The organism is Pelomonas sp. Root1217, from assembly GCF_001425705.1.
Classification (GTDB): Bacteria; Pseudomonadota; Gammaproteobacteria; order Burkholderiales; family Burkholderiaceae_C; genus Pelomonas.
Genome location: NZ_LMDC01000027.1, coordinates 153,888 through 165,713, shown reverse-complemented (window position 1 = coordinate 165,713; position 11,826 = coordinate 153,888). Strand labels below are relative to the sequence as shown.

Annotated in this window: 11 protein-coding genes; all 11 read left to right on the top strand. The window is 68.5% G+C overall.

Annotated elements, in window-relative coordinates; genetic code table 11:
• The first annotated feature begins 7 nt into the window (after positions 1-7).
• The 11 genes from ASC95_RS18505 to galA all read left to right on the top strand — a co-directional run bounded on the left by ASC95_RS18505 (position 8) and on the right by galA (position 11,769).
• Positions 8-583 carry a TRAP transporter small permease gene (locus ASC95_RS18505; protein WP_057299192.1) on the top strand — a complete coding sequence of 192 codons (576 nt, stop codon included), beginning with the start codon at positions 8-10 and terminating at the stop codon, positions 581-583.
• Complete coding sequence (locus ASC95_RS18500) at positions 580-1,941, top strand: TRAP transporter large permease (protein WP_057299191.1); 1,362 nt, start codon at positions 580-582, stop codon at positions 1,939-1,941. The genes ASC95_RS18505 and ASC95_RS18500 overlap by 4 nt, the downstream gene beginning before the upstream one ends.
• Before the next feature lie 10 nt (positions 1,942-1,951).
• Complete coding sequence (gene mdcA, locus ASC95_RS18495; protein WP_057299190.1) at positions 1,952-3,616, top strand: malonate decarboxylase subunit alpha; 1,665 nt, start codon at positions 1,952-1,954, stop codon at positions 3,614-3,616.
• Positions 3,617-3,623: 7 nt separating this feature from the next.
• On the top strand, positions 3,624-3,941 hold the full coding sequence (gene mdcC / locus ASC95_RS18490) for a malonate decarboxylase acyl carrier protein (RefSeq protein WP_057299189.1): 318 nt from the start codon (positions 3,624-3,626) through the stop codon (positions 3,939-3,941).
• The gene (locus tag ASC95_RS18485) at positions 3,938-4,798 is read left to right on the top strand and encodes a biotin-independent malonate decarboxylase subunit beta (protein WP_057299188.1); all 861 of its coding nucleotides are present in this window, start codon (positions 3,938-3,940) and stop codon (positions 4,796-4,798) included. The genes mdcC and ASC95_RS18485 overlap by 4 nt, the downstream gene beginning before the upstream one ends.
• Complete coding sequence (locus ASC95_RS18480; RefSeq protein WP_057299187.1) at positions 4,798-5,499, top strand: biotin-independent malonate decarboxylase subunit gamma; 702 nt, start codon at positions 4,798-4,800, stop codon at positions 5,497-5,499. The genes ASC95_RS18485 and ASC95_RS18480 overlap by 1 nt, the downstream gene beginning before the upstream one ends.
• A gap of 3 nt (positions 5,500-5,502) precedes the next feature.
• Positions 5,503-6,141: a malonate decarboxylase holo-[acyl-carrier-protein] synthase gene (mdcG, locus tag ASC95_RS18475; RefSeq protein ID WP_057299186.1), complete on the top strand. Its 639-nt coding sequence runs from the start codon at positions 5,503-5,505 to the stop codon at positions 6,139-6,141.
• On the top strand, positions 6,138-6,968 hold the full coding sequence (gene mdcB, locus ASC95_RS18470; protein WP_057299185.1) for a triphosphoribosyl-dephospho-CoA synthase MdcB: 831 nt from the start codon (positions 6,138-6,140) through the stop codon (positions 6,966-6,968). Before mdcG ends, mdcB begins: the two co-directional genes overlap by 4 nt.
• Positions 6,969-7,874, top strand: coding sequence for an acyltransferase domain-containing protein (locus tag ASC95_RS18465; protein WP_057299184.1), 906 nt, complete (start codon positions 6,969-6,971; stop codon positions 7,872-7,874).
• A 145-nt stretch (positions 7,875-8,019) separates the two neighbouring features.
• Complete coding sequence (locus ASC95_RS18460; protein ID WP_162250804.1) at positions 8,020-8,766, top strand: PEP-CTERM sorting domain-containing protein; 747 nt, start codon at positions 8,020-8,022, stop codon at positions 8,764-8,766.
• A 153-nt stretch (positions 8,767-8,919) separates the two neighbouring features.
• The gene (gene galA / locus ASC95_RS18455; RefSeq protein WP_057299182.1) at positions 8,920-11,769 is read left to right on the top strand and encodes a beta-galactosidase GalA; all 2,850 of its coding nucleotides are present in this window, start codon (positions 8,920-8,922) and stop codon (positions 11,767-11,769) included.
• Positions 11,770-11,826: the final 57 nt, after the last annotated feature.

Genomic DNA, 11,826 nt, shown 5'->3' with positions numbered 1-11,826 from the left:
GGCCGACATGAGCCACGGTTTTGAAATGGGGCCGGCAGCGGTTGCCGGCATCGACCCAGACACGCCCGCCCTGCTGCGCCCCATCGCGCGTGGCCTGAACTTCATCAACCACGCCATGGTGGTGCTCGGCATGCTGGCCCTGCTGGTGGCCTCCTGCGTGCTGACCTACAGCGTCGTGTCGCGCTATGTGATGAAGGCGTCGACGGATTGGCAAGACGAGGCGGCGGTGTTCTGCCTCGTCGGCGCCACCTTCCTGTGCGGCGCCTTTGTGCAGGCCCTGCGCGGTCATGTGGGCATCGAGGCGATCGCCGGCCTGCTGCCCCGCGCGGTGAACCGCTTGCGCCTGATGCTGGTGGACCTGATGAGCACGGCCTTCTGCACCTTCTTCGCCTGGAAGTCATGGACGCTGTTCCACGAGGCCTGGGTCGACGGCCAGACGACCTCGTCCTCCTGGGCGCCGCCGCTGTCGATTCCCTACGGCCTGATGTCCCTGGGCATGACGCTGCTGAGCCTGCAGTTGCTGGTGCAGCTCACGGCGCGCGTGAACGGCCTCTTCAAACCCAATCAAGGAGCCGCAGCATGAGCATGCTCGTCCTCGGCTCGCTGTTCGGCGTCGTCACGCTGCTGTTCATGTTCTCGGGCGCGCCGATCGCGTTCGCGCTCGGCAGCGTGGCGGTGCTGTTCATGGCCATCTTCATGCCGGCCTCGGCGCTGGACACGGTCACGCAGAACGTCTACGAGGAGATGGCCAGCATCACGCTGCTGTCCATTCCCCTCTTCATCTTGAAAGGCGCGGCCATCGGCAAATCGCGTGCGGGCCAAGACCTGTACGCGGCAATGCACGTGTGGATGGGCCGCATCCCTGGCGGTCTGGGCATCGCCAATGTGTTCGCCTGCGCGCTGTTCGCGGCCATGGCCGGCTCCAGCCCGGCCACCTGCTCGGCCATCGGCAGCGCCGGCATCCCGGAGATGCGCAAGCGCGGCTACTCGCCCGGCTTTGCGGCCGGCATCATTGCCGCCGGCGGCACGCTGGGCATTCTGCTGCCGCCGTCCATCACGATGATCCTGTACGCGGTGGCGGCCGAACAGTCACTGGGCCGGCTGTTCCTGGCCGGCATCATGCCGGGCGTGCTGCTGGTGGCCCTGTTCGCCGGCTACGCGGCGCTGCGCTACCGCAAGGAATACGCGCTCGCCGAAGCCGAGTTCAAGCGCACGGGCGCCGCCTCGGCCTTGCTCGCGAACGAGACCTTCACGAACCGCCAGAAGTTCGAGATGCTGCCGCGCGTCGTGCCCTTCGTGCTGCTGCTGATCGGCGTCATGGTGGCGCTGTATGGCGGCTTCGCGACGCCGTCCGAAACGGCGGGCCTGGGCGCGCTGCTGGCGCTGGCGCTGATCGCCGTCATCTACGGCGTGTGGCGGCCCAAGGACGTCGCGCCCATCCTCACGTCGACGCTGAAGGAGTCGACCATGCTGATGCTCATCATCGGCATGTCGCTGCTGTTCTCGTATGTGATGAGCTATCTGCACATCAGCCAGTCGGCGGCGGAGTGGATCGTCGGCATGCAGCTGTCCAAGTGGGTGCTGCTGGCCGCGGTGCTGCTGATGGTCATCCTGCTGGGCTTCTTCCTGCCGCCGGTCAGCATCATCCTGATGACGGCACCCATCATCCTGCCGCCGCTGAAGGCCGCCGGCTTCGACCTGATCTGGTTCGGCATCCTGATGACCATCGTCATGGAGACCGGCCTCATCCATCCACCGGTGGGGCTGAACATCTTCGTCATCAAGAACATCGCGCCCGACATCGACTTGCGCGACATCATCTGGGGCGTGTTGCCCTTCGTCGTGCTGATGCTGCTGGCGGTGCTGCTGATCTGCATCTTCCCGGGCATCGCGACGGCCCTGCCCGACGCGGTCATGGGCGTCGCCGCCAAGGCGCATTGAGGAGCCGGCCATGAATGCTCCCGCCTGGAACCTGCGCGACCGCCAGCGCCGCGAGCGGCTCTCGCGGGCGGCCGAACTCACCGGCGTGCAGGGTCGGCGCGTGGCCACAGAAGCCATCGTGCCGCTGCTGGAGGCCGTGCTGCAGCCCGGCGATCGCGTCTGCCTGGAAGGCAATAACCAGAAGCAGGCCGACTTCCTCGCCCAGTCGCTCACGCAGGTGGACCCGCAGCGCGTGCGCGACCTGCACATGGTGCAGTCGGTGCTGGCCCTGCCTGAGCACCTGGACGTGTTCGAGAGCGGCATTGCCAAACGACTGGACTTCAGCTTTTCCGGCCCGCAAGGCGCCCGCCTGGCCAGGCTGGTGGCGGCCGGTGGCATAGAAATCGGCGCCATTCACACCTACCTGGAGCTGTTCGCCCGCTACTTCGTCGACCTGACGCCCAAGGTGGCCCTCGTGGCCGCGCATGCCGCGGACGCGCAAGGCAATCTCTACACCGGCCCCAACACCGAGGACACGCCCGCCATCGTCGAGGCCACGGCCTTCTCGGGTGGCATCGTCATCGCCCAGGTCAACGAGATCGTCGACGTTCTGCCGCGCATCGACATCCCCGCCGACTGGGTGGATTTCGTCGTGCCGGCGCCGCGCCCCAACCTCGTCGAGCCGCTGTTCACCCGCGACCCGGCGCAGATCAGTGAGATCCAGGTGCTGATGGCCATGATGGCCATCAAGGGCATCTATGCCGAGTACGGCGTGCAGCGCCTGAACCACGGCATCGGCTTCGACACGGCAGCCATCGAGCTGCTGCTGCCCACCTATGCCGAGTCGCTCGGCCTGAAGGGCAAGATCTGCAAGCACTGGGCGCTGAACCCGCACCCTGCCCTGATTCCCGCCATCGAAGCCGGCTGGGTCGAGTCCATCCACTCCTTCGGCTCGGAGCTGGGCATGGAGGACTACATCCGTGCCCGGTCGGACGTCTTCTTCACCGGCGCCGACGGCAGCCTGCGCAGCAACCGCGCTTTCTGCCAGGCCGCCGGCCACTATGCCTGCGACCTCTTCATCGGCTCCACGCTGCAGATCGACCTGCAGGGCAACAGCTCCACCGCGACGCTGGGCCGCATCACCGGTTTTGGCGGCGCGCCGAACATGGGCGCCGACGCGCGCGGCCGCCGCCACGCCAGCCCCGCCTGGCTCAAGGCTGGGCGCGAGGCACGCGACGGCCGGCCGGGCGCCGCCGGCACGCCGCGCGGGCAGAAGCTGGTGGTGCAGATGGTCGAGACCTTCCGCGAACACATGCAGCCCGCCTTTGTCGAAAAGCTGGACGCCTGGACGCTGCAGGAGCAGGCCGGCATGGCCCTGCCGCCCATCATGATCTACGGCGACGACGTGAGCCACATCCTGACCGAGGAAGGCATCGCCAACCTGCTGCTGTGCCGCAGCGACGACGAACGCGAGCAGGCCATCCGCGGCGTGGCCGGCTACACGGCCGTGGGCCTGGCGCGGGATGCGCGCATGGTCGAGAACCTGCGCGACCGTGGCGTCATCAAGCGGCCTGCCGATCTCGGCATCGACCCGCGCGACGCGACGCGCAACCTGCTGACCGCGCGCAGCATGCGCGACCTCGTGCGCGCCTCGGGCGGCCTCTACAGCCCGCCCAAGCGCTTTCGCAATTGGTGAGGACACGATGAACGCTCCTGGTCTCGAAACCCTGGACTACTCGTTCACCGGCACGCGCCCGGCCGGCAGCTTCACACCCGTGCTGGTCGGCGTCGTCGGTTCCGGCAACCTCGAAGTGCTGCTGGAACCCGCGGCCGGCAGCGACTGCCGCATCCACATCGAAACCTCGGCGCGCGGCTTCGGCGCCATCTGGTCGGCCGTCGTCAGCAACTTCCACCAGCGCCACCAACTGGCCGGCGTGCAGCTGTCCATCCATGACATGGGCGCCACGCCGGCCGTCGTCAGCTTGCGGCTGGACCAGGCTGCGCAGGAGCTGCAGCCATGATCTCTTTTGCAGAATGCTCGGCGCGCGAGCGTCTGGCGCAGGTTGTCGACACCGGCAGCTTCCACGAGTGGCTGCCGCCGACCATGCGGCTGACAAGCCCTCATCTCGCCCAGCTGGGTGTGCCCTGCGCCTTCGACGATGGTGTGGCCATCGGCCGCGCGACGCTGGCGGGGAGCGAGATCTTCGTCGCCGCCCAGGAGGGCGAATTCATGGGCGGCGGCGTCGGCGAAGTGCACGGCGCCAAGCTGGTCGGCATGTTCAAGCGCGCTCTGCGCGACAAGCCGCGGGCCGTGCTGCTGCTGGCCGAGTCTGGCGGCGTGCGCCTGCATGAAGCGAACGCCGGGCTGATCGCCGTGTCCGAGGTGATGCGGGCGCTGCTCGACGTGCGCGCCGCCGGCATCCCGGTCATCGTGCTGATCGGCGGGGCCAACGGCTGCTTCGGCGGCATGGGCATCGTTGCGCGCTGCGCTGACCACATCGTCATGAGCGATCTGGGCCGCCTGGCCATGTCCGGCCCCGAGGTCATCGAGGCCTCGCACGGCGTCGAGGAGTTCGACTCGCGCGACCGCGCGCTGGTCTGGCGCACCACCGGCGGCAAGCACCGCTGGCTGAGCGGCGACTGCGATGTGCTGGTCGAAGATGACGTGGCCGCCTTCCGGGAGGCGGCCATTGCGGCGCTGGATTCGACCCGGCCGGTCACGCTGGAATCACTGGAAGCGGAGCGCGCGTTGTTGGCTGCACGCCTCGATTTCGATGGCGCCGAGGCGATCGCGCTTTGGTCCGCGCTGGGTGTGGACAACGCCGCCCGTGTGCCCGATCTCGACGTGGCCGGCGTGCTGGCCCTGGGAGCGCACTGATGGACTGGCAGACCTTGGCAACACAGCTGTTCGGCGTCGATCACGGCATCACGCGCGACGGCGACTGCTTGCGCGGCGAGGTCGAGTTTGACGGCGAGCCACTGGCCGTCATTGGCACGACCAACCATGCGCCCATCGGCGTGCAGCTCGCGCTGGTGCAGGCCCGTGCCGTGCTCGACACCCTGACCCGGCATCCCGGCCGCGCCATCCTGCTGCTGATCGACACGCAAGGCCAGCAACTGCGCCGCCGCGACGAGCTGCTCGGCATCAACCGTGCCATGGCCCATCTGGGCATGTGCATCGACCTCGCACGCCGCCGCGGCCACCGCGTGCTCGGCCTCGTCTACGACCAGGCACTGTCCGGCGGCTTCATCACCTCCGGGCTGATTGCCGATGCCTGCGACGCCTTGCCCGAGGCCGAGATCCGCGTCATGCGCCTGCCGGCCATGGCCCGCGTCACCAAACTGCCCGAGGCGCTGCTGGCGGAGCTGTCCGAATCCAATCCGGTGTTCGCGCCGGGCGTGGGCAACTACGTGGCGATGGGCGGCGTGCGCCGGCTCTGGCAAGGCGACCTGACCCAGGCGCTGCGCGAGGCCCTGGCGGCTGCACCGACCGACGACCGCCGCGCCGAAGACGGCGCCGCGCGCGGCGGGCGGCAGATGGCCGCTATGGTCGTGCAGCGGGTACTCGACGCCGCCTGAGTCATGGCCGCGCTGCATCGCCACCAGATTGCCTGGCTGTCGGCCGCGGGTTGGCAGCAGCTGCTGGACCGCGACTGGGATGCCGAGGCGCGCGACTGCCTGGGCCACTGGGCCGAGCGCGGTCTGCCGCTGGTCGTCACTCGCCAACCGGACGAAAACCCCGCGGTCATCGCGATGGGCCTGTGTGCGCCACAACGCTGGCGCCAACGCCGCCTGGCGCTGCGCGTGCGGCGCAGCGAGGTGCTGTATTTCGACGAGTTTCCACGCCTGGAAAAGCTCATCCCACAGCTGCCCCAAAGCGCCCGCGTGCCGGCCCGCCAGTTGGCCACGGCCCTACAGGCCTGCGGCGCCACGGCCCGGGTCTATGGAAGTCATGGCTGGCAGCACCTCACAGCTTTGCAGCATGTTCGCGAAGACTCCGACATCGATCTCTGGGTGGGTGTGACCGGCATGGAGCAGGCCGACGCCGTAGCAGCCGCCTTGAATGCCTTCAGCGCCCCCACCCGCCGCCTCGACGGGGAGCTTGTCTTCGAAGGCGATGCCGCCATCGCCTGGCGCGAATGGCTGGCCTGGCGCAGCGGTCATGCTCAGGCGCTGCTCGTCAAGCGGCTGCGGGGCGCGGCGATGGAAGCGCTGGCATGAGGGCTCGTCTCGTCCCCATCGCGAGCGCGCCAAGCGCCCAGCAGATCGGCCGCGCCGCCACGCTGGCGCTGTATGACGAGCTCGCGCTGTCGCCCAAGCCCGGCCTGGTCACGCTGACCGACCGCGGCAGCCATGCCGACATGGACGCCCACAGCTTCATGCGCAGCCTGTTCGCGCTGCGCAGCTACTTCGTCCGCATCGCCGAACTGGGCGCCGCCGGGGCGCCCTTCGAGGCGCTGGAGCGCTGTGGCATCGCGGCCGAAGCACGCATGCTGGCCGCCACCGGCGGCATCAACACGCACCGCGGCGCGATCTTCATGCTGGGCTTGCTGTGCGCCGCAGCGGGTGCGCTGGGCCAGCACCCCACACCCGCCCTGATCAGGCAGACGCTGCTGGCGCGCTGGGGCGAGACGCTGGCCGCGCGCGCGCAGCGTCCTCCCACGCTGCCCGGCGGGCTGGCTGCGCGGCGCTTCCAGCTGCGCAGCGCTTCGACCGAAGCCGCACTGGGCTTTCCGACGCTGTTCGAAACGGCCGAGCCGGCCCTGCGTTCGGCGCGCGCGCGTGGGCTTTCGGCAACCAAAGCCCGGCTCGACACCTTGTTCGCCGTCATGGCCGTGCTCGACGACAGCAACCTCGCCCACCGCGGCGGCCTGGAAGGGTTGCGCTTTGCACAGGCCATCGCACGAGACTTCCTCGCCGCGGGTGGCGCTTCCCAGGGTCTCGAAGCGGCCCAAACGATCAGCGACGAGTTCGTGCGCCGACGCCTGTCCCCCGGTGGCGCGGCCGACACGCTCGCCGCCGCCTGCTGGCTGGAACGCCTGCGCTGAATGAGCCTGGCGCTGCTCTTCCCCGGGCAGGGCGCACAGCACCCGCAGATGCTGCCCTGGCTGGACGCGCAGCCCGCTGCCAGGCCGGCTCTGGATGCCCTGGCCCGGCACCTCGGGCCGGACTGGCGTGATCGCCTGGGCGACTCGGCCTGGCTGCATGGCAATCGGGTCGCCCAGCCGCTGCTGACGGGCGTCGCCATCGCCGCCTGGCAGGCGTTGGCGGCGCGCCTGCCTCAGCCCGCGGTGGTTGCCGGCTACAGCGTCGGCGAGCTGGCCGCATTCGCGGCGGCAGGTGCCTTTGACGCGGCCACCGCCCTCGACCTCGCGGCCGTTCGCGCTCAGGCCATGAGTGACAGCGTGATGGGCCAGGACACCGGATTGCTCGCCGTACAGGGCCCGAACGCCTTGCGTCTGGCGCAGGCCTCATTGGCCATCGCCATCCGCATCAACGCGGAGCGCGTCATCGTCGGCGGCGTTGCGGCCGAACTCGACGCCAACGCAGCCCGCTGGTCTGCCGCTGGCCTGCGCTGCACGCGCCTGCCCATTGGCATTGCCTCGCACACCCCGGCCATGACGGCTGCGGCGGCGGTATTCGCACGGCATCTGGCGGCGGTCAATCTCCAGGCACCACGCACCGCCGTGGTCTGCAACTTCAGCGGCGCCGCAAGCAGAGTTCCCGCCGTGCTGGCGGCCGCATTGGCCGGCCAGATTGCCAGCACCGTGCGATGGGACGACTGCATGGACAGCATTGCCGAACGCGGCGTTCGCTGCGTGCTGGAAATCGGCCCTGGTGCCGCATTGGCCTCCATGTGGCGCGAGCGGCACCCCGGCATCCCGGCGCGATCGATCGACGAGTTCCAGGGGCCGGACGGCGTGCTGGGCTGGCTGGGTCGGCAACTCAGCTGAGCCGTAGGTGTTTTCTCTGGTATGACCACATTGGGTATAGATGAGAAACTGGTAATACCGCATGAGCTCTGGCTCAGACATCACCAGGCAACTCAATTCCCACGGGCGTCTCGCCCGGTCCGCCAACAACACCCAGGAGACCATCGTGCATCGATTCAAGTACGTCATCAGCGCAGCACTGCTCGCTGTTTCACAATTGGCCGTCGCCAGTGAGGCTGAAGTCAAGATCTCCAACCTCACGCTGTCCACGTCCGGTGGCGAACTGTGGTACTGGGTGCCCAGCGACGTGACCTGGGTCTCCAAGACGTCCGGCACCTCCGGCGCGCTGCTGAGTCCCGCGCTTGATGACAGCGCTGTCGCATGGCACGGCAATACGCTGAGCACGTTGGTGATGGACCAGCAATCCTTCGCCCAGGCCGGCATCACTGCCACGACCCCCGGCGATCTGAACGGCGTGTCGGCAATCGCCTCGGTTCAAGCGACCGGCGGCCAATCCGGCTGGGCGTTCGCCAAGGTGTTCGACGGACAGCTCATGGTCAGCGGCCATACCACCTTCACGGTCAGCACCACGCTGAGCGGTATCCACGCCAGCGGCTCGACAGCTCAAGCCAATGCCTATATCGAGCTGTGCAGCACGGACTTCACCACCGACACCTGCGATTCAGCGAACTACGTCGAAGCCTTCGTCGATGCCAGCTCGCCGCTGTATGGAGGCCCCACCACCCTGACCGCCAGCTGGACCAACCCAGGCGACACCACGTGGATCAAGATGCACATTGGCTTGACCGCCTCGGCAGACTCCGTGACCGCCGTTCCGGAACCGGCGACCATGGCCCTCTGGCTGGCCGGCCTGGCAGGTGTCGGCGCACGGCTGCGCCGCCGCAAAGATTAGTTGGCTCGTCTCCGAGTCGGCCAGGCACACGTTGACCTGGTTTTGTCGCGCGATCTCCAACGAGGTCGCGCGACACATTTTTTTCTTTGACAAATCAAGCGCTTGGCTCGAACAGCAGCAGCAGCGCTTGCCTTGAATCAGCAGTTCCCATCAATGAAAAGCCAAGTCATGTCACGCGCGCCGCGCATTCTTCACTGGCTCAGCCTCTTGCTCTTCGCGGCGCTCGCGCTCGCTGCCGCCGCCGCGCAGGCCGCCGGCCGCGAACGCCTGTCACTCGACAGCGGCTGGCTTTTCCATCGTGGCGACGTGCCAATGCCCGTGGTCAAGGGCCACGGCATGAGTTATCACAACGGCAAGGCCAACGGCGCCTGGGGTGCAGCCGCAGCCGATTTCGACGACTCCGGCTGGCGGCGCCTGGACCTGCCGCATGACTGGGCCGTCGAGAACCCGTTCGACCGCAACGAGAACGCATCACAAGGCTATCGCCAGCGCGGCATCGGCTGGTACCGGCGCTATCTGCCGCTGCCCGAATCCGACCGCGGCCGCCACATCGAGCTGCAGTTCGACGCGGCCGCCACGCACAGCACCGTCTGGGTCAACGGCATCGTCGTCGACCGCAACTGGTCGGGCTACAACGGCCGCAGCATCGACATCACGCCCTATGTCCGCTACGGCGCCGACGCCAACACCATTGCCGTGCGCGTGGACGCCGACGCCCAGGAAGGCTGGTGGTACGAAGGCGCCGGCATCTACCGCCACACTTGGCTGGTCAAGCGCGATGCGCTGCACATCGCCACCGACGGCCTGCATGCCAACCCGGTCAAGCAGAACGGCCGCTGGAGCCTTCCGGTCGAAGTGACGTTGCAAAGCAGCGCCAAGGCCGAGCGCAGCGGCACCATCGACGTGGTCGTGATCGATCCATCGGGCCGTGAAGTGGCCAAGGGCAGCGCCCGAGCGCGGGTCGCCGCGCTCGAATCGGCCGTCGCCCACATCAAGCTTGACGTGCGTGAGCCCGAGCTGTGGTCGCTTGCGCAGCCCAATCTCTATCGTGTGCGCGCGACGCTGCACGATGGCGCAAAGGAACTCGATCGCACCGAAACGCAGACCGGCTTTCGAAGCATCCGCTTCGACGCGGACCGCGGCTTCTTCCTCAACGACCAATCGGTCAAGCTGCAGGGCGTCTGCGTCCACCAGGACCACGCCGGCGTCGGTGTCGCCGTGCCCGAGGCGATCTGGGAGTTCCGGCTGCGCCGCCTGAAAGAGATGGGCACCAACGCGATCCGCTTCTCGCACAACGCGCCGGCGGCCGAGGTGCTGGACCTTGCCGACCGCCTGGGCCTGCTCGTCATGGACGAGAACCGCCACTTCAACCCCTCGCCGGATTACGTGAAGCAGCTGACCTGGATGGTGCGGCGCGACCGCAACCACCCAAGCGTGATCCTGTGGTCCATCTTCAACGAGGAGCCGCTGCAGAGCACCGAGCCCGGCTACGAGATGGCCCGCCGCATGGTGGCCGAGATCAGGAAGCTCGACCCGACGCGGCCCGTCACCGGCGCCATGCACGGCGGCCTCTTCACCGAGCTGAACGCCGCGGATGCGCTCGACGTCGTCGGCGTGAACTACCAGATCGGCGCCTACGACGCGTATCACAAGAAGCACCCGAAGCGCCCGATGACGAGCACCGAGGACACCGCCGCCTACATGACGCGCGGCGAGTTCGCCAGCGACCGCGCCGGCCAGGTGTTCGGCAGCTACGACGACGAACCCTCGACCTGGGGCAACACGCACCGCCAGGCCTGGCGCGCCATCGGCGAACGCCCCTTCATCGCCGGCAGCTTCATCTGGACGGGCATCGACTACCGCGGCGAACCCACACCCTACGAGTGGCCCAGCGTCGGCTCCTTCTTCGGCGCGATGGACCTGGCCGGCTTCGCCAAGACGGCGTTCTGGATCCACCAGGCGCAGTGGGTGAAGGACCGCCCAGTCATCAAGCTGGTGCCGCACTGGAACTGGGCCGGCCGCGAAGGCCAGGCCATCCCCGTGATGGTCGCCAGCAACGCACCACGCGTGCGCCTGCTGCTCAACGGCACGGCCGTCGGCGAGCAGGATGTCGACCCCTATGAAATGGCGCACTTCAAGGTGGCCTATGCGCCGGGACGCATCGAGGCCGTGGCTCTGCAAGACGGCAAGGAGATCGCACGCGATGCGGTCGAGACCAGCGGAGCGCCCACCCGCCTCGTGCTGACTCCGGACCGCAAGGCGCTGATCGGCGACGGGCTGGATGCCATGCCAGTGACGGTCAGCGTCGTCGACGCCCAAGGGCGACCAGTGCCGACGGCGAACGCCCACGTGCGCTTCGAGATCGATGGCCAAGCCAGCATCATTGGCGTCGGCAACGGCGACCCGAACTCCCACGAGCCCGACAAGGCCAGCGAGCGCAGCTTGTTCAACGGCCTGGCGCAACTCATCGTGCAGGGCCGGCGCGACAGCCGCGGTGAGCTGAAGTTGCGTGCCTTCGCCGAGGGCCTGCAGGCCGCCGAAGTCGTGCTGGCACTGCAGCCCGCCGCAGCGCCGCCGAGCGTGCCGACAGCCGAGCCGACGACGCCGCTGCTGGGCTGGCGCGTCTCGCCGGCCTACGCCACCCGGCCCGACCCCAACGTCGTGCTGGCCGAGACCGACATGAACTCCTGGGGTTGGGACGAGCCGCCGATGCGCCATGACGCTGGGGCGAAATCCTTCCGTCTGTACCGCAGCAGCGTGTCGGTGCGTGCGGATCGCAACGACGGCCGCGCGCAACTGGGCTTCGGCAGCATTGCCGGCAAGGCCGAGGTCTGGGTGGACGGCGTCAAGCTGGGCGAGAAGAACACCGCCGAGCCCGCACAATTTGCCGTGACCCTGCCCCAGGGCGGGCCGCGCCGCCAGGTGACCGTGCTGGTCGAAGCAGCGCCGGGCCAGCCCTCGGGCCTGTGGGGTCGCGTGGTGCTCGAGCCAGGGGTACGCTGAACCGGCGCCGCCGCTCACCCGCCGGCATTTTTCCGATGGCCGTGTTCCGGGCGGGCG

Excerpts from the sequence above, each read along its gene's own strand:
- ASC95_RS18465 (WP_057299184.1), top strand. The coding sequence starts at position 6,969 with ATGAGCCTGGCGCTGCTCTTCCCCGGGCAGGGCGCACAGCACCCGCAG.
- mdcG (WP_057299186.1), top strand. The coding sequence starts at position 5,503 with ATGGCCGCGCTGCATCGCCACCAGATTGCCTGGCTGTCGGCCGCGGGT.
- mdcA (WP_057299190.1), top strand. The coding sequence starts at position 1,952 with ATGAATGCTCCCGCCTGGAACCTGCGCGACCGCCAGCGCCGCGAGCGG.
- ASC95_RS18480 (WP_057299187.1), top strand. The coding sequence starts at position 4,798 with ATGGACTGGCAGACCTTGGCAACACAGCTGTTCGGCGTCGATCACGGC.
- galA (WP_057299182.1), top strand. The coding sequence starts at position 8,920 with ATGAAAAGCCAAGTCATGTCACGCGCGCCGCGCATTCTTCACTGGCTC.
- mdcB (WP_057299185.1), top strand. The coding sequence starts at position 6,138 with ATGAGGGCTCGTCTCGTCCCCATCGCGAGCGCGCCAAGCGCCCAGCAG.
- ASC95_RS18485 (WP_057299188.1), top strand. The coding sequence starts at position 3,938 with ATGATCTCTTTTGCAGAATGCTCGGCGCGCGAGCGTCTGGCGCAGGTT.
- mdcC (WP_057299189.1), top strand. The coding sequence starts at position 3,624 with ATGAACGCTCCTGGTCTCGAAACCCTGGACTACTCGTTCACCGGCACG.
- ASC95_RS18505 (WP_057299192.1), top strand. The coding sequence starts at position 8 with ATGAGCCACGGTTTTGAAATGGGGCCGGCAGCGGTTGCCGGCATCGAC.
- ASC95_RS18500 (WP_057299191.1), top strand. The coding sequence starts at position 580 with ATGAGCATGCTCGTCCTCGGCTCGCTGTTCGGCGTCGTCACGCTGCTG.